Annotated in this window: 18 protein-coding genes; 9 read left to right on the plus strand and 9 right to left on the minus strand. The window is 64.2% G+C overall.

What is annotated here, in order from left to right:
• The first annotated feature begins 102 nt into the window (after positions 1–102).
• The gene (locus JQ624_RS33255; protein WP_212423120.1) at positions 103–915 is read left to right on the plus strand and encodes an FTR1 family protein; all 813 of its coding nucleotides are present in this window, start codon (positions 103–105) and stop codon (positions 913–915) included.
• Positions 916–925: 10 nt separating this feature from the next.
• Here the strand turns inward: JQ624_RS33255 and nadC are convergent, their stop codons facing one another.
• The 8 genes from nadC to JQ624_RS33295 all read right to left on the minus strand — a co-directional run bounded on the left by nadC (position 926) and on the right by JQ624_RS33295 (position 8988).
• The gene (gene nadC, locus JQ624_RS33260; RefSeq protein ID WP_212423121.1) at positions 926–1795 is read right to left on the minus strand and encodes a carboxylating nicotinate-nucleotide diphosphorylase; all 870 of its coding nucleotides are present in this window, start codon (positions 1793–1795) and stop codon (positions 926–928) included.
• Positions 1792–3345 carry an L-aspartate oxidase gene (locus JQ624_RS33265; protein ID WP_212423122.1) on the minus strand — a complete coding sequence of 518 codons (1554 nt, stop codon included), beginning with the start codon at positions 3343–3345 and terminating at the stop codon, positions 1792–1794. The genes nadC and JQ624_RS33265 overlap by 4 nt, the downstream gene beginning before the upstream one ends.
• Positions 3342–4328 (minus strand): quinolinate synthase NadA, encoded by a 987-nt coding sequence (gene nadA, locus JQ624_RS33270; protein ID WP_212423123.1) that lies wholly within the window; start codon positions 4326–4328, stop codon positions 3342–3344. The genes JQ624_RS33265 and nadA overlap by 4 nt, the downstream gene beginning before the upstream one ends.
• A gap of 54 nt (positions 4329–4382) precedes the next feature.
• Positions 4383–5336: an NrtR DNA-binding winged helix domain-containing protein gene (locus JQ624_RS33275; RefSeq protein ID WP_212423124.1), complete on the minus strand. Its 954-nt coding sequence runs from the start codon at positions 5334–5336 to the stop codon at positions 4383–4385.
• 36 nt (positions 5337–5372) lie between these two features.
• Positions 5373–5891, minus strand: a complete 519-nt coding sequence (locus tag JQ624_RS33280) for a hypothetical protein (RefSeq protein WP_212423125.1) — start codon at positions 5889–5891, stop codon at positions 5373–5375.
• Positions 5892–6053: 162 nt separating this feature from the next.
• Positions 6054–7334, minus strand: a complete 1281-nt coding sequence (locus JQ624_RS33285; RefSeq protein ID WP_212423126.1) for an O-acetylhomoserine aminocarboxypropyltransferase — start codon at positions 7332–7334, stop codon at positions 6054–6056.
• A 152-nt stretch (positions 7335–7486) separates the two neighbouring features.
• Entirely contained in the window at positions 7487–8071 is a 585-nt protein-coding gene (locus JQ624_RS33290; protein WP_212423127.1) for a CoA-binding protein, read from the minus strand.
• Positions 8072–8163: 92 nt separating this feature from the next.
• Positions 8164–8988, minus strand: a complete 825-nt coding sequence (locus tag JQ624_RS33295; protein WP_212423128.1) for an enoyl-CoA hydratase — start codon at positions 8986–8988, stop codon at positions 8164–8166.
• Between the two features lie 86 nt (positions 8989–9074).
• On the opposite strand from JQ624_RS33295, the gene JQ624_RS33300 reads away from it, so the two are divergent.
• From JQ624_RS33300 to JQ624_RS33325, 6 genes are all read left to right on the plus strand, one after another.
• Positions 9075–9503: a PaaI family thioesterase gene (locus JQ624_RS33300; protein WP_108513525.1), complete on the plus strand. Its 429-nt coding sequence runs from the start codon at positions 9075–9077 to the stop codon at positions 9501–9503.
• 154 nt (positions 9504–9657) lie between these two features.
• Positions 9658–10122 (plus strand): 50S ribosomal protein L13, encoded by a 465-nt coding sequence (rplM, locus tag JQ624_RS33305; protein ID WP_212423129.1) that lies wholly within the window; start codon positions 9658–9660, stop codon positions 10120–10122.
• Position 10123: 1 nt separating this feature from the next.
• On the plus strand, positions 10124–10600 hold the full coding sequence (gene rpsI, locus JQ624_RS33310) for a 30S ribosomal protein S9 (RefSeq protein WP_108513524.1): 477 nt from the start codon (positions 10124–10126) through the stop codon (positions 10598–10600).
• Between the two features lie 234 nt (positions 10601–10834).
• Positions 10835–12052, plus strand: coding sequence for a GGDEF domain-containing protein (locus JQ624_RS33315; RefSeq protein WP_212423130.1), 1218 nt, complete (start codon positions 10835–10837; stop codon positions 12050–12052).
• Positions 12053–12169: 117 nt separating this feature from the next.
• Entirely contained in the window at positions 12170–12406 is a 237-nt protein-coding gene (locus JQ624_RS33320; RefSeq protein WP_212423131.1) for a hypothetical protein, read from the plus strand.
• A 101-nt stretch (positions 12407–12507) separates the two neighbouring features.
• Positions 12508–12810: an antibiotic biosynthesis monooxygenase gene (locus tag JQ624_RS33325; protein ID WP_212423132.1), complete on the plus strand. Its 303-nt coding sequence runs from the start codon at positions 12508–12510 to the stop codon at positions 12808–12810.
• 6 nt (positions 12811–12816) lie between these two features.
• Here the strand turns inward: JQ624_RS33325 and JQ624_RS33330 are convergent, their stop codons facing one another.
• Positions 12817–13947 (minus strand): AI-2E family transporter, encoded by a 1131-nt coding sequence (locus JQ624_RS33330; protein WP_212423133.1) that lies wholly within the window; start codon positions 13945–13947, stop codon positions 12817–12819.
• Between the two features lie 144 nt (positions 13948–14091).
• On the opposite strand from JQ624_RS33330, the gene JQ624_RS33335 reads away from it, so the two are divergent.
• Together JQ624_RS33335 and JQ624_RS33340 are read left to right on the plus strand one after the other, a co-directional pair.
• Positions 14092–14787 (plus strand): hypothetical protein, encoded by a 696-nt coding sequence (locus JQ624_RS33335; RefSeq protein ID WP_212423134.1) that lies wholly within the window; start codon positions 14092–14094, stop codon positions 14785–14787.
• A gap of 123 nt (positions 14788–14910) precedes the next feature.
• Positions 14911–15681, plus strand: a complete 771-nt coding sequence (locus JQ624_RS33340; RefSeq protein WP_212423135.1) for a gamma-glutamyl-gamma-aminobutyrate hydrolase family protein — start codon at positions 14911–14913, stop codon at positions 15679–15681.
• The last annotated feature ends 218 nt before the right edge of the window (positions 15682–15899 follow it).

Genomic DNA, 15899 nt, shown 5'->3' on the forward strand with positions numbered 1-15899 from the left:
AGGGGTTTCTTGCCGCACGACGCGCTTGACGCGTTTGGGTGGGGCCGCACCGCTTTACTTGGATGGTTTGGGCGATACAACGAAACAAAACAGGTTCGTTTCATGTCGTCAGCATTTGTCCAGGCCGCCGTCATCCTGCTCCGCGAGGGGCTCGAAGCGATGCTCGTGATCGCAGCGCTGGCGGGCTATCTGACCAAGGCCGGTGCCGGTCATCGCATTCGGGCGCTATATGGCGGCGCGCTCGCAGCCGTCGGCGCCAGCATCATTGCGGCCTGGCTGTTTGCAGTGCTCAATTCGGGCGAGCACAGCGACGTCCTCGAAGGCATCATCATTCTCGTCGCCGCCGCCCTGATGCTCTATGTCAGCGGCTGGTTGATGGTGAAGCAGGATCCGCGCGGCTGGCAGGAATATCTCGCGCAGAAGGCGGACGATGCGCTGTCGCAGGACACGGTATTGGCGGTCGGCGCGCTGGCCTTCCTCGCGGTGTTCCGCGAGGGCGCCGAAACCGTGCTGTTCATCAACGCGCTCGCGACCACCGAGGGCGGCTGGAGCGCCGGCCTGTTCGCCGGCTTGGCGGCCGCGACCGCGGGCCTTGGCGTGCTGTTCTATTTCATCAACCTGATTGCCCGGAAGCTGCCGCTGCGGCCGTTGTTCATCATCACCTCGGCATTCCTGTTCGTGATGGCGATCAAGTTCATCGGCGAGGCCGTGCAGGAGTTCCAGGAGCAGGCGATCATCACAGTCACCGAGGTCAAGGGCTCGGCCTTCCTGAGCGCGATCGGCCTCAATCCATCGATGGAAGCACTGTCGATCCAGGGCCTGGTGATCCTGTTTGCGCTGGCGACCTATTCGGTGGTCCAGCGCAACAACCGCCTGATGCGCGAGGACAAGGCCGCCATGCGCGCGGCCGAGTAATCCGCCGCAACTACGCTGCCTGCCGATTGAGTCCGAGATAGTCGAGCCCGATATCGAGCGCGGCGGAGCTGTGGGTCAGCCAGCCGGCCGAAATCAGGTCGACGCCGGTGGCGGCGATCGCCCTGGCGGTCTCGGCGGTGATGCGGCCGGAGGCTTCCGTGATCGCCTGGCCGCCGGTCATCGCCACCGCCTGCCGCAGTTGCTCGACCGTCATGTTGTCGAGCAGAACGGCATCCACGCCGATCGCAAGGGCCTGTTCGAGCTGCGACAGCGTATCGACCTCGACCTCGATCTTGACGAGGTGGCCGGCATGCGCTCTCGCGCGCTCGATCGCGGTTCTGACGTCGCCAGCCAGCGCAATGTGGTTGTCCTTGATCAGCATGGCATCGTCGAGGCCAAAACGGTGATTGCTGCCGCCGCCGGCGCGGACCGCATATTTTTCCAGCGTCCGCAATCCGGGCGTGGTCTTGCGGGTGCAGACGATGCTCGCCTTGGTGCCTTGCGCTGCTGATACCAGCGAGGCCGTCGCGGTGGCCACGCCGCTGAGATGGCTGAGGAAGTTCAGCGCCGTCCGTTCACCGGTCAAGAGCCCGCGCGCCGGCCCCTCGATGACGGCGATCACATCTCCCGGCACAACGGCGCTTCCGTCAGGCCGCTCGGCGGTGAGCTGGACGGCAGGATTGACGAGCTGAAATGCACAGCGCGCAATGTCGAGCCCGGCCACGACGCCGGGCTGGCGCGCGCGCAGCACCAGTGAGGCTTGCCTGTCGGCCGGCACGATCGCATCCGCCGTGATGTCGCCGGCGCGTCCGAGGTCTTCGAGCAGGGCGGTTCGAACCAGCGGCTCGTACATGAAAGGCAGAAGCGGCGTAAGTGTCACGGCTTGGCACTCCCAACAGACAGAAATTCGGTTTCAACAACCTCGCGGGCGACGTCGAGTGCGTCCGCAAGCGAGAGGGATGACGGCACGGCCGCCGGCAGAGCGTCGGGGAAGTCAGTCCGATAATGTCCACCGCGGCTTTCCTCGCGCCGCCAGGCGGCGACCGCGATCATCAGTCCCACCAGTGCGGGATCGGAAGCCGCGCTGTGGCCGTTGGCGAGCCGATAGAGGCCGCGGATCGCGCGTTCGATTCCATGCCGGTCACGGAGCACGCCGAGGCCTTGCGACAGGATCGGCCGCACGGCGGAAGGGTCGGACGCAGATGAACGCGCATTGGCCGCGCGCGCTTTCAGCGGGCCGCGGCTCGCGCCCTGGACGCTCTCCGCGACCCATTGCGCGCAGACGATGGCTTCCATCAGCGAATTGCTGGCGAGCCGGTTGGCGCCATGCAGTCCGGTACGGCTGGCTTCGCCGCTGGCCCACAGGCCGTTCACGGTGCTGCGGCCTTCGATATCCACGGATATCCCGCCCATGTGATAGTGCACCGCCGGCCTCACGGGAATCGGATCAGTTGCAGGATCGATCCCGGCCATTTTGCAGAACGCTGAGATGACGGGATAGCGCTTGGCAAAGTCCTGTCCCGGATGTTTCCGTGCATCGAGGAAGACGCGATGTCCTTCGGCGCGGCGGCGCCACACCGTGCGCGCAACGATATCGCGGGCCGCAAGTTCGGCACCAGGCTGATCCGCCATGAAGCGCTGTCCGGTGTCGTCGATCAGCACCGCGCCGTCGCCGCGCACGGCCTCGGTCACCAGCGGCATCGGGCGCGACGGTCCGTCGAAGGCGGTGGGGTGAAACTGGACGAATTCGAGATCGGAGAGTTTTGCGCCCGCGCGTGCCGCGAGTGCAAGCCCCTGACCGAAGCAACCGGCCGGGTTGGTACTGTCCAAAAACAGCCCGCCGATTCCACCCGTCGCGATCACGACGCGACCGGTGTCGATCACCAGCGGACCGTGCGCGTTCACCGCGAGGACGCCCTTGATGGCATTGTCCTCGACGATCAGGCTGCGCGCCTCGACGCCCTCCAGCAGCGTGATCGTCGGGCAGCGGCGCACCGCTGCGATCAAGGCGCGCATGATCTCGCGGCCGGTGCCGTCGCCGGTGGCGTGCACGATCCGGTTGCGGCTGTGCGCGGCTTCCAGGCCGAGCCGCCAGCCGCCATCGGGCCGCCGGTCGAAGGCGACGCCAAGCCTCGCGAGATGCTCGACGGCCGCAGGGGCTGCGTGAACGATCCGATGCGCGACGGCTTCATCGCACAGGCCTGCGCCCGCTGCGAGCGTGTCGGCCAAATGCAGGGTGGGGTCGTCGTCATCCCCCATCGCCGCAGCAAGCCCGCCTTGTGCCCACAGGCTGGAAGCTTCCGCACCCAGCGGCGCCTTCGACAGCAGCAACACCGGCTCCGGCGCCATCTGCAGCGCCGTCATCAATCCGGCCGCACCGCCGCCGATGACGACGGGACGGTTGTTGAGCGCTGAAATCTCCGGGCTCATAGCGCCAGCATCCTTTCGACGGCGCGCCGGGCTGATGCGGCGATGGCGGGATCGATCGTCACCTCGTGCCGGCCGGTTTCCAGCGCGTGGCGGATGTTCTTCAGCGTGATCCGTTTCATGTGCGGGCACAGATTGCAGGGTCGGATGAACTCCACGTCGGGGTGGAGCACCGAAACGTTATCGCTCATCGCGCATTCCGTCAGCAGCACGACGCGGGGCGGCCGCTGCTTGCCGACAAAATCGGACATCGCCGCCGTAGAGCCGGAGAAATCGGCTTCCGCCACCACTTCGGGCGGACACTCCGGATGCGCCAGGATGGTCACATCAGGGTGGTTTTCGCGCAGTTGCCGGACGTCCGACGCCGTAAACAGCTCGTGCACCTCGCAATGGCCCTTCCAAGCGATGATCTTCACGTTCGTCTGCGCGGCGATGTTCTGCGCGAGATATTCGTCTGGCAGCATGATCACGCGCTCGACACCGAGCGATTCCACGACCTTCAGCGCGTTGCCCGAGGTGCAGCAGATATCGGATTCCGCCTTCACCGCCGACGAGGTGTTGACATAGGTGACGACGGGGACGCCGGGATAGCGCTGCCGCATCAGCCGCACGTCCTGCGGGGTGATGGAGTCGGCCAGCGAACAACCCGCCGCGAGGTCGGGGATCAGCACGGTCTTTTCAGGGTTCAACAGCTTGGCCGTCTCGGCCATGAAGTGCACGCCGGCAAGCACGATAATGTCGGCATCGACCTTGGTGGCTTCGCGCGCCAGCAAGAGGCTGTCGCCGACGATGTCGGCGACGCCGTGGAAGATTTCAGGCGTCTGATAATTATGCGCGAGCACGACGGCATTGCGGCTTCGCTTGAGTTCGAGGATGGCGTCGACGTCCTCGGCGAAGGTCGCCCATTCAGGCGGCGGGATGACCCGTTTAACGCGGTCGTAAAGCGGCGAAACGCGGGCGAACACGGCGGAACTCAGGTCAGCCATTTATACTCTCCTTGAGTATATCTTGGCTTATACTTATCCTGAGCATAACCGATGTCAAGTGCGCGAAAGCGGCAGCTTGGTTCCGACAACCGCCCGTTCCGCCAGCACGCCATGGCGGAACCGGAACAGCTTGGCGGGGCGGCCGACGGTATCGGCGGCGATTGCGCCAGTTTCCTCAACGAGTTGCTGCTGCTCGATCAAGCGGCGGAAATTCTGCTTGTGCACCAGCCGGCCTGCAAGCGCCTCAACGGTGCGTTGCAGTTGCAGCAGGGTAAATTCCGCCGGCATCAGTTCGAACACCACGGGCCGATATTTGATCTTGGCGCGCAGTCGCGCGATCCCGGTGGCGAGAATGCGGCGGTGATCTCCGCTCATCGGCCGGCCGGGAATGACCACAGCGGCGCTTGCCCCGTCGCGCACGGCTTCCGGAAGCAAGCCGGCCTCGTAGAGCAGTTCATAGCGCTGCAGGACCAGTTCCTCGTTCCATTCGCGCTCGTCGAGGCCAAACGTGATGGCGACGCGCTGCCAGCGTTCGCGCTGCAGGCTGGCGGTGTCTGCAGATTTCGACCACGCCCGCAGCCGGGATGCCAATGTCTTCGCCAGCGCTGCGGGGAGGCCGGCACGATGGTCCTCCCAGGGGAAATATTCGTACCAGCCGGACCAATGCGCCTCAAAACCCTGGCCGACCTTGTCTTCGCGGGTCAGGCCCAGATAGCTGATCGAGATCGAATGCGGCGACTTGGCATCGCCCGCCCGCCCGCGATCGGCGAAAGTGTAGAGCTGCTCGACATAGCCGAGCGGGTGGCCGGTCTGCGCCTCGACCCATGCCCGCAATCCCGTCTGCAACGAGCGGTGCGCAAATTCGAACGGGCCACTCGGCAGCGCGCTGGCGTTGGCGATGGTCATGATCTTGGGCTCGCCGTCGGTGACGGCGACGAGCACGGCGACCAGGTCCGCCGTGGTCGCATTGGCTGCGCCCGTCTTGCTGGCTTTCCGTGCCCCTGCCACGTCGGTCGTCCGTCTCCGTTGTTTGCTAATGCGCGTTTAGCAATATCCGTACACGCCGCAAGCGTACGGCAGACGGTTCCAGTACGGACCATAGGATGGGCCGCCGTAATAGGGGCCGTCATAGCTGTAGGAATGGTTGGTGCCGTAATAGCCAGGCAGTGTCGATGAGCCCGGCAGCAGCGGCGTGCCGAAGACGCGCGGCGCATAGGGCACCACGCCCACCGGCGTGAACAGCACATCGGGATCCTCTTCCTCGACCACCAACGTGTGGCCACGGCGCACATAGAGCGGCGCGGGAGCGGGCGCGACCGTGGTTCGGTAATTATAGTGGGCGCGGGGCAGGCCGGGCGGCAATTGGCTGGCGGCGCGAACCGCGGCGTTTTTGCGGGCGGCGCGCTTGGGGGCGGGGTTGCCGACGGCGCTCTTGGGGGCGGGGGTGCCGCCAGCGCTCGTGGTGGCGGGGCTGTCCGCGCTCGTGGGAGCGGGAGTGTCGTCGGCGGCGGCGGTTCCGATCGCGAAAATCGCGACCAGGAATGGCGTCATCCAGCGCAGCATCGTTTGCTCCGAATCATCAAGGGCGGCTCAGCGCCACTTTATGCCGGAATGAGCGTTAACGAGAGGCTTGTGATTTCGGGAGCCGTCATGCATGGCCGGGCATAGCCGTCTAAGGACGGCGTCGCTTCCGCTCGCCTATGCCCGGCCATGACGGTAATACGATCAGGCCGTCAGCGCCTGCTCCAGATCCGCGATCAGATCTTCCTTGTCCTCGATGCCGATCGACAGGCGGACGACATCGGGCGCGGCGCCGGACTTCACCTTGGCGGCGTCGTCGAGTTGGCTATGGGTGGTCGAAGCCGGGTGAATCACCAGCGAACGGGTGTCGCCGACATTGGCCAGATGCGAGAACAGTTTCAGGTTCGACACCAGATTGACGCCGGCGTCGTAGCCGCCCCTCAGGCTGAAGGTGAATACCGCCCCGGCGCCCTTCGGCGCGTATTTGCGCGCGAGCTTGTTGTACCTGTCGCTGGCGAGGCCGGCATAGTTCACCGACGCGACCGCAGAATGTCCGGCAAGGAATTCCGCGACCGCCTTGGCATTCTCGCAATGCTTCTGCATGCGCAGCGGCAGCGTCTCGATGCCGGTCAGGATCATGAAGGCGTTGAACGGCGAGATCGCCGGGCCGAGGTCGCGCAAGCCCAGCACGCGGCAGGCAATCGCGAAGGCGAAGTTGCCAAAAGTCTCCTGGATCCTGATGCCGTGATATTCCGGCCGGGGCTCGTTGAGCATCGGATATTTGTTGCCCTTCGACCAGTCGAAGGTGCCGCCGTCGACGATGATGCCGCCGAGCGAATTACCGTGACCGCCGAGAAATTTGGTCAGTGAGTGCACGACGATGTCGGCGCCATGATCGATCGGGCGGATCAGGTAGGGCGTGGCCAGCGTGTTGTCGACGATCAGCGGCACGCCGGCGTTGCGGGCCACTTCCGCGATCGCCTCGATGTCGGTGATGCTGCCCGCGGGGTTGGCGATCGATTCGATGAAGATCGCCTTGGTGCGCGGCGTTACCGCGCGCTCGAAGCTGCCGATATCGTCGGGATCGGCCCACGCCACGTTCCAGCCAAAGCTCTTGAACGCGTGGGTGAACTGGTTGATCGAGCCGCCGTAGAGTTTTCGCGCGGCGATGAACTCGTCGCCCGGCATCAGCAATTGCTGCAGCACCACGACCTGCGCCGCGTGTCCCGAGGCGACCGCAAGCGCCGCGGTGCCGCCTTCCAGCGCCGCAACGCGCTCTTCCAGCACGGCGGTGGTCGGGTTGCCGATGCGGGTATAAATGTTGCCGAACGCCTGCAGCCCGAACAGCGAGGCGGCATGGTCGGCATCGTTGAACACGAAGGACGTGGTTTGATAGATCGGCGTCACCCGTGCGCCGGTGGTGGGATCGGGCTGCGCACCGGCATGCACGGCAAGGGTCGAAAATCCCGGGAGACGGTCGGTCATTCTTTGCGTCCTGTTCGTTAGCTTGCTCGAAATGCGCGGGCGATGCTGATCGCAGGCGCGTCCGCCGTCAAGGCGAGGGGTTCACATCTGGCGGATTGGAAACGGGTCTGCTTCGTTAGGCCGCGTCGTCGAAATAATTGTTTCGCATTGCGTCACGTTGGCTCGCTTCTGTTCTTTGCGGCGCGATCCGATGCGGTGGTCGCGCCGCCGCCGACGCTCGTCCTGTTCAGCGACAGCCGCATGCCTTGGGTGGGGATCGGCGCGCGCTTCGAGCTCAGCGTGCGCGAATTGACTCCCATCCATGAAATTTCCGACGATAGCCGTCCATATTCGATCTTCGGGCAGCGGTTCATCACCACCTTGAGGCCGGCCGCTTCGGCCCTCTCGGCGGCCGCGTCGTCGCGCGCGCCGAGCTGCATCCAGATCACTTTCGGCAGCGGCGACAATGTCAGCGCTTCGTCGACAACAGGCATGATATGGCTGGAGTTGCGGAAGATGTCGATCATGTCGACGGGACGGCCGATATCCGACAGCGAGGCGACGAAGGGTTTTCCGAGCAGGCTCTTTCCGACATGGCCGGGATTGACCGGAATCATGTCGTAGCCGCGCTGCGCCAGGTATTTGAAGGCGAAGTAGCTCGGCCGCACATTGACCGGCGAGGCGCCGACCATCGCGATCGACTTCACGCCGTTGAGGATGCCGCGGATGTAGTTGTCGTCGTAGCTGTCGTGGTTCATTTTTTATCCATACGTCATTGCGAGCGCAGCGAAGCAATCCATCCATCCGTTATGCCGCGCTATGGATCGCTTCGCTGCGCTCGCAATGACGGTCACTTATCCTGCCATTTCGGCTCACGCTTCTCGATAAAGGCGCCGATGCCTTCCTCGGCGTCGCGCGCCATCATGTTCTCGGTCATCACTTCCGCCGTATAACGGTAGGCGTCGGCAAGGCTCATTTCGGCCTGGCGATAGAACGCCTCCTTGCCGAGCTTGATGGTATAGGCGGATTTGAGCGCGACCTTCTGCGCCAGCGCGATCGCCGCATCGCGCTCGGTGCCGGCGGCGACGACGCGGTTGACGAGGCCGATATTCTTCGCCGTCGCCGCCGAGATCGGCTCGCCCGTGAGCAGCATCTCCATCGCCTGCTTGCGCGGGATGTTGCGCGACAGCGCCACCATGGGCGTCGAACAGAACAGGCCGATATCGACGCCGGGGGTGGCGAAGCCTGCGGTCTCGGAGGCGACCGCGAGATCGCAGCTTGCCACGAGCTGGCAGCCGGCGGCCGTCGCGATGCCCTGCACGGCGGCGACCACGGGCTTCGGCAGATGCACGACCGCCTGCATCATCGCGCTGCAGGCGTTCATGATCTGCCCAAAATAGGCGCGGCCGCGATCGGCATCGCTGCGGCGCGCGGTCAGTTCCTTCATGTCATGGCCCGCGGAGAAGGCCGGACCGTTGGCCGCGATGACGACGGCGCGGACGCTGTTGTCGTTGTGGATTTCTTTCAGTGCGCCGTGCAGTTCGGCGATCAGGCCCTCCGACAGGCTGTTGCGCGCCGCCGGCCGGTTGAGGGTGAGCAGGCGGATGCTGCCGACATTTTCCTGCAGCAGGATCGGAGGTTGCGGCGTGGGCGCGCGAGCAGTCTGGGCGGGCATTTCCGAGGTTTCCACTCCGAGATTTTCAGTTGGGTTTTGATGACAACCTAATGTAACAGGCACCCTTAATCGAGGGCAGGGGTAGCATGGCGGCAGCGAAAATGAGCGTGGCTGAGCTGGAGAAGTTCCTTCGCGAGGAATTTCCCCAAGCCTTCAGCGATGGCGACATCACCATCGAGAGCGCCGACGGCGAAACCTGCCTGCTGCGGCGGCGCTATGACGAGCGCATGCTGCGTCCGGGCGGCACCGTGTCGGGGCCGACGCTGATGGCGATGGCCGATTTCGCGATGTATGTGGTGCTGCTCTCGGCAATCGGCCCGGTGGGCCTCGCGGTGACGACCAATCTCAACATCAATTTCCTGCGCAAGGGCCTGCCGGGGCAGGACGTGCTGGCCGCGGCGAAGCTGCTGAAGCTCGGCAAACGGCTTGCGGTCGGCGAGGTGAACCTGCTGTCGGGTTCGTCGCCCGATCCGATCGCCCATGTGACGGCGACCTATTCCATTCCAAATACGTAGAGTTTTTAGCGGTATTATTACACCATATTTCTAAGTTGCTGTTATTGCGTAGATAATTTATGCGCGTCGGCGTTGACGGACGACGCGCCGTTCTCTAGAAACCCGCCAGTTCGGCGCATCTGGCGCCGATTTCCTTTTTCACGGATTTCCTCACATGAAAACCTATTCGGCAAAGCCCGCCGATGTGACGAAGAAGTGGGTCTTGATCGACGCCAAGGGTTTGGTGGTCGGCCGGCTTGCCACTTTGGTCGCCATGCGCCTGCGCGGCAAACACCTCCCGACCTATACGCCCCACGTCGACTGCGGCGACAACGTCGTCATCATCAACGCGGCGCACGTCGTGCTGACCGGTCGCAAGCGCGACAACAAGGTCTACTACAAGCACACCGGCTTCATCGGTGGTATCAAGGAGCGCACTGCGAAGTCGATCCTCGAGGGTCGCTTCCCCGAGCGCGTGCTCGAGAAGGCCATCGAGCGCATGGTCCCGCGCGGCCCGCTCGGCCGCGTGCAGATGGGTAATCTGCGCGTTTACCCCGGCGCCGAACATCCGCATGAAGCCCAGCAGCCCGAGAAGGTTGATATCGCTTCGATGAACCGCAAGAACATGAGGGCCGCATAAGATGTCGGATACCATGCAGTCTCTCGATCAGTTGGCGTCGCTGAAGACGGCGGCTCCGGAAGCGCCGAAATACGTCAAGAAGGTCGACAAATACGGCCGCGCCTATGCCACCGGCAAGCGCAAGGACGCGGTCGCCCGCGTCTGGATCAAGCCCGGCGCCGGCAAGATCGTGGTCAACACCCGCGAAGTCGAAGTCTATTTCGCCCGCCCCGTTCTGCGCATGCTGATCCAGCAGCCGCTGGTCGCCGCCGCACGCGCCGGCCAGTACGACGTCATCTGCACGGTCGCCGGCGGCGGCCTGTCGGGCCAGGCGGGTGCCGTGCGTCACGGCATCTCGAAGGCTTTGACGAACTTCGAGCCGGATCTGCGCGGCGTGCTGAAGAAGGGCGGCTTCCTGACCCGCGACTCCCGCACCGTGGAGCGCAAGAAGTACGGCCGGGCGAAGGCGCGCAAGTCGTTCCAGTTCTCGAAGCGCTAATTGCTTCGCTAAAATTTGCAGCGGATTGCTGCATTCACCAGACGAAAAAGGGCGCCGATCGGCGCCCTTTGTGCTTACTATTTAGTGATGGGTTACCACGGATTTTCGTGAAAACTTGCTTACCCGCACAAACGAAATTGGAACACGGCGCTCCTAGTGTCCCCAATGCGCTGGCGCGAAATTGCATTTTCAGTGTGCGCCGAACAGTTGCATCACACGCGTTCGGGTGAGCCCATGTCGTTCGATACGTCCACGTTATATCTGTTTGCCACGATGGTCGCAGGCATGCTCGGGGCCATGCTGTTGCTGTTCGGCAAGCAGGAAAACATTCCAGCCTTGAAGTGGTGGGGGACGGCCTATCTGCTTGGCGCATCGTCGGTGGCGATCTGGACCATCGGCGGCACCAAACTCGGCGAGCCGCTGTTGCTGGCGCTGCATGCGCTCGGCTTCGTGGCCTGCGGCATGGTCTGGAACGCCTCGCGCGTCTTCCACGGCCGCAAGCCCAATCTGCCGGGGCTGTTGTTTGGCGCGGTCGTCTGGGTCGGCATGGTGCTGGCTGTGCCATCATTGAATCCCGCCATGCGGTTGATCGTCGGCGCGGCGATCGTCGCGATCTATGCGGGGCTGACGGCTTCCGAATTGTGGAACGAACGGCGGCGGACGATGCACAAGCGCTGGCCGACGATTGTCGTGCCCGTGATGCATGGTTGCGTACTGGCGCTGCCGATCCTGCTCGGCAGTCTGCTGCGCCCGCATGACGAAACCTTCACCAGCAGCATCTGGGTGACGGCGTTCTCGATCGAACTGGTGCTGTATGCGATCGGCACGGTGTTCGTCATCTTCATGCTGGTGTCGGACCGCGCGGTGACGGTGCACAAGACCGCCGCTTCGGTCGATCCCTTGAGCGGAATGCTGAACCGCCGCGGTTTTTCGGAAGCCAGCAACCAGGTGATCGAACGCGAGGCCGCCGCGGGGCGGCCGGTGACGGTGATGATTTTCGACATCGACCATTTCAAGAGCATCAACGACCGCTTCGGCCATCCCGCGGGCGACGAGATCCTCAAATTGTTCTCCACCGTCGTGGTCAGCAACTTGCGCATCAGCGATCTGTCGGGCCGGATCGGCGGCGAGGAGTTCGCGGCGCTGTTGGCCTGTCCGCTGGAAGAGGGCGTGATCGTGGCCGAGCGCGTGCGCGAGGCATTCGAAGCGTCCAACATCGCCTGCGAGGAAGGCCCGGTCGACACCACCGTCAGCATCGGCGTCGCCGGCGGACCGGCGGGCACGGAGCTCGACGTGTTGCTGGCGGCGGCCGATACCGCGCTCTATCAGGCCAAGCGCTCCGGCCGTAACCGGGTCGAGGCCGCCGAAGAGCTGCCGCTGTCGCTGGAGAAATGGCGGCGCAAGACCGCCGGCCGCACCGCTTCGCAACGCCAGGTGCCGGCGGCGTCCTAAACGCTTCGCCCGAACAAGGCGATACCTCCGGAGATTGATCCAACACTTTGGGCCGCTCTCTCCGGAAATGACGCGCGGTAACCTTGCGTTTACCATTCCGTCCATATCATCTGCGGCATGGATTCACCTCGCAGACGAAATTCGCAAGCCGCTCTGATGTCGCTCGAAGCGGCAGCAGCCTCGGCCCGCGGCGGTTTTGGCTGCATGTTCTCGACCTCGGAAGAATTCGAGATGGCGCTCATCACGGAGCGTCGTGCGCAGGGGCGTTATGATCAGCGCAGAATGCGCTGGCCTGCCATCCTATTCGTCGGCTGTGCGCTGATGGTCGCCGGTACGGTGCTGCTGTTCGGCTGAGTTGCCGGGCCATTTGCCGATGCAAGGGCGCCGCAGGGCGCCTTTTTCTTTTGATTTGTCTGGGTTAGACACGCTCATTCTCACGAGAAGGCGTAACTCAGATGATCACCGAAATCGCACAGATCGACGTCAAGCCGGGCACCGAGAAGGATTTTGAGGCTGCCGTCGCCAAGGCGCGTCCGCTGTTCCTCCGCGCCAAGGGCGGCAGGGGCTTTGAGCTGCACAAGTCGATCGAAAAGCCGCAGCGCTACCGGCTGATGGCACAATGGGAGACGCTCGAGAACCACACCGTGGATTTTCGCGGCTCGGAAGATTTTACGGCGTGGCGCGCCCTCGTTGGGCAGTATTTTGCAGCACCTCCGGAGGTCGAACACACCGAGACGGTGCTGACGACCGCCGGCTGACATCGTTCAGGCTGTCGTGATGGCGGCCGGCGCGGCTTCCGCCTTGAAATGGTCGATCATCACCTTGGCGATCGCCATCAGCGGCAGCGCGAGCGCCAGCCCCCAGATCCCGAACACGACGCCGAGCAGGATCTGGAACGCAAACAGCGTCGCCGGCGGAATATCCAGCGCCTGGCGCTGGATGATCGGGGTCAGCACGTAGCTTTCCAGCGCGTGCACGCCAAGAAACAGGACGAAGGCGGAGAGCGCCGCGACCCATCCGGAGGCGAGGCTCGCCAGCACCACGATCAGCCCGCCGAGGATCGCGCCGACGGTGGGGATGAAGGCGAGCAGTCCTGCCTGGATGCCCAGGATGAACGAGCTCTGGATGCCGATGATCGAAAGCCCGATCCAGGTCACCAGAAACACCGCGACCATGGTGATGATCTGCGCGATCAGCCAGCGCTCCAGCGTCTCGCCGATCCGGTCGACGATCAGAATCGCGCGCGTGCGGTGTCTGGCCGGCGCCATGAACAGCAGTCCGTCGCGGTAGACGCCGGGCTGGGTCGCAAAGGCTATTCCCAGAAACAGCACGATGAAGAAGTTTCCGACCGCGCTTGCGGTGCCGAGAATCAGTTTCAGGCTCTGGCTGAAGATGGCGCCGCCGCTGGCCGCAATCGTGCCGGCGCTGGGAAGCGTGTGGGGCGTCGGCGCAGCGCTTGAGGCCGCTGGCGCGGCATCATCCGACGGCTGCGACAGGGTGCCGAAGTCGAAGAAGCTGGTGTCGATGCCGTTCCTTTCCAGGAAGCCTTTGACACTGACAAGCTGCGACTTGAGCGTGTTGCTCAACGCCGTCGTCTGCTGGGCGATCGTGGTGCCGCCGAGAAAAACAATGCCCGACAGCATGCCCGCGACCACCAGGCAGACCACCGTCAGCCGCAGCGCATGCGGCAGCCGCACCACGCGCCCAAGCAGGTCGCTCATGGCGTTGAGGGCGACGCCGAGCAGGATGCCGGAAAATATCAGAAACAGCGTCGCGGCGAAGTGCCAGGTGAACGCGAGCAGGGCGGCGAACAGCACGACGCCGATGCCGCCGACCGATATCGACCACGCCAGATCGTTGCGGGCCTGAAGGCGATTGTCAGCCGGACCTGTCACGTTGATTCCTTTTCGCGAGACATATTGCCCGGCCAGTCTTTGGCCAAAACGCCGCCGGGATCAAGCGGGAGCGCGCGCCGGTTTGACGCTGCTGCATCCGGTGTGCCAAGCGTTGCACCGATAGGGCGGGCCGGTGAGGATGAGATGAATTTCAAATGGTTCGGCCCGCTTGCGCTGCTGGCGGCGATCGTGATCGGCGACCAGATCAGAATCAATCGGCCTGCCCACAAATATCGCCTGACGCTCGAGGTCGAGACGCCGGAGGGGCGCAAATCGGCCTCTGGCGTGATGGCCGTCCATCCCGATCGCAGCTACACCCGCCGCGGCCAGACCCGTACTTTGGGTGACGCCATTTTCGTCGATCTCGGGCAGGGCAAGAACCTCGTCGCGCTGCTGGCGCATGTCGACAACAACCTCGTCCTTGATGACATCAACTATGTGGCCTTGCGGGCCTATGCGGCGGCCACCGGCAAGCGCGTGCCGTTCAGCGAGATGAGCCGGTTGACCGGTACCGTGCCCGTGAAGGGCGCGCTGATCCCGGTGCTCATAGCCTTCGCTGATCCGGCCACGCCCGGCACCGCGCGGGTGGTAGCGCCCGACGGTGCCGAAGCGGTGCTCGGCAAGGGTTATCGCCTCCAGGGGATATCGGCTGAAGTGGCGCCGAACGGATACTGGCCGCTCGATTTCGGCGGTGTGCTGGGCGAGCCGGTTACGCGCGGAATCCAGGCGAAATTGCCGTGGCTGAGTGGTGCCGGCGATTCGGCGGCTAGCGCGCTCCGGGCGGCGGGCTTGCCCGGGGTCGACGCGATCGACGCCCGGGAGGCCTTCACGCGAAAATAGCAGGGCAGCTCCGCTAAAGCCCTGCGGATGTTGATCCGCCGCCCCCTCGCAGGCATTATCTCCCGCAATCATGGCTCAACCCAGAAGATCCTTGCACAGGACGATGACAGCGGAATTTTCGCGATGAGACGGCCCGTGGTCGGCGTGATCGGGAACGCCTATCGCGTCGAAAATCGTTTCCAGACGCAGATGGTCGGCGAGCGCAATTTGCGCGCGGTCACCGACGTGGCGGGGGCGCTGCCGCTGATGTTTGCGGGCTCGCCCGAGATTACCGACATCGGCGCGCTGCTCGACGTCGTCGACGGGGTGGTGCTGACCGGGGCACGGGCCAATGTCCATCCGACGCGCTTCAAGACTGAGCCGCATGAGAAGCACGAGCCCTACGACATCCATCGCGACGACGTCGCGCTGGCGCTGACGGAGGCCTGCGTCGCCCGCGGCGTGCCGATCTTCGGCATCTGCCGCGGCCTGCAGGAAATGAACGTCGCCTTCGGCGGCTCGCTGCATCCGGAAATCCGCGAGATCCCGGGCCGCATGAACCACCGCATGCCGCGGCTGGAGAATGGCGAAATCCATCCCGACCCGACGGTCGTGTTCGCCGACCGCCATGACGTCCACCTCACGCCCGGCGGCGCGTTTGCGAGCCTGCTCGGCTGCGAGACCATCCGGGTGAATTCGCTGCACGGGCAGGGTATCCTTGAGCCCGGCGAGCGCGTCGTCATCGAAGGCATTGCCGAAGACGGTACCATCGAGGCGATCCGGATCGCGGACGCCGCGAGCTTTGCCCTCGGTGTCCAGTGGCACGCCGAGTACGACCCGCAGCGCAACCCGATCAACCGAAAGCTGTTCGAAGCGTTCGGCGAGGCGCTGAGGACGCACAAGCGGGCGGCGTAGGCGGGCGCCGGATTGAATTGTCATTGCGAGCGACACTTGTAGCCCGGATGAGCGAAGCGATATCCGGGGCGGTGTTGGAGTGTTCCCGGATGTCGCTGCGCTCATCCGGGCTTGTATGGGGTTGTGGTTGTCAAGGGGAAAGATTGATCAGGGCATGTGTTGCTCCTGGTTGTTGTCGTGGAGCGCGCTGCGCTCGCAGTGGCTGTTTCGTTCCGATG

This window comes from Bradyrhizobium sp. AUGA SZCCT0283 (genome assembly GCF_018130385.1).
Taxonomy (GTDB): domain Bacteria; phylum Pseudomonadota; class Alphaproteobacteria; order Rhizobiales; family Xanthobacteraceae; genus Bradyrhizobium.

Excerpts from the sequence above, each read along its gene's own strand:
- JQ624_RS33255 (WP_212423120.1), top strand. The coding sequence starts at position 103 with ATGTCGTCAGCATTTGTCCAGGCCGCCGTCATCCTGCTCCGCGAGGGG.
- JQ624_RS33265 (WP_212423122.1), bottom strand. The coding sequence starts at position 3,345 with ATGAGCCCGGAGATTTCAGCGCTCAACAACCGTCCCGTCGTCATCGGC.
- nadA (WP_212423123.1), bottom strand. The coding sequence starts at position 4,328 with ATGGCTGACCTGAGTTCCGCCGTGTTCGCCCGCGTTTCGCCGCTTTAC.
- JQ624_RS33280 (WP_212423125.1), bottom strand. The coding sequence starts at position 5,891 with ATGCTGCGCTGGATGACGCCATTCCTGGTCGCGATTTTCGCGATCGGA.
- JQ624_RS33285 (WP_212423126.1), bottom strand. The coding sequence starts at position 7,334 with ATGACCGACCGTCTCCCGGGATTTTCGACCCTTGCCGTGCATGCCGGT.
- JQ624_RS33290 (WP_212423127.1), bottom strand. The coding sequence starts at position 8,071 with ATGAACCACGACAGCTACGACGACAACTACATCCGCGGCATCCTCAAC.
- JQ624_RS33295 (WP_212423128.1), bottom strand. The coding sequence starts at position 8,988 with ATGCCCGCCCAGACTGCTCGCGCGCCCACGCCGCAACCTCCGATCCTG.
- JQ624_RS33300 (WP_108513525.1), top strand. The coding sequence starts at position 9,075 with ATGGCGGCAGCGAAAATGAGCGTGGCTGAGCTGGAGAAGTTCCTTCGC.
- rplM (WP_212423129.1), top strand. The coding sequence starts at position 9,658 with ATGAAAACCTATTCGGCAAAGCCCGCCGATGTGACGAAGAAGTGGGTC.
- rpsI (WP_108513524.1), top strand. The coding sequence starts at position 10,124 with ATGTCGGATACCATGCAGTCTCTCGATCAGTTGGCGTCGCTGAAGACG.
- JQ624_RS33315 (WP_212423130.1), top strand. The coding sequence starts at position 10,835 with ATGTCGTTCGATACGTCCACGTTATATCTGTTTGCCACGATGGTCGCA.
- JQ624_RS33320 (WP_212423131.1), top strand. The coding sequence starts at position 12,170 with ATGGATTCACCTCGCAGACGAAATTCGCAAGCCGCTCTGATGTCGCTC.
- JQ624_RS33325 (WP_212423132.1), top strand. The coding sequence starts at position 12,508 with ATGATCACCGAAATCGCACAGATCGACGTCAAGCCGGGCACCGAGAAG.
- JQ624_RS33335 (WP_212423134.1), top strand. The coding sequence starts at position 14,092 with ATGAATTTCAAATGGTTCGGCCCGCTTGCGCTGCTGGCGGCGATCGTG.
- JQ624_RS33340 (WP_212423135.1), top strand. The coding sequence starts at position 14,911 with ATGAGACGGCCCGTGGTCGGCGTGATCGGGAACGCCTATCGCGTCGAA.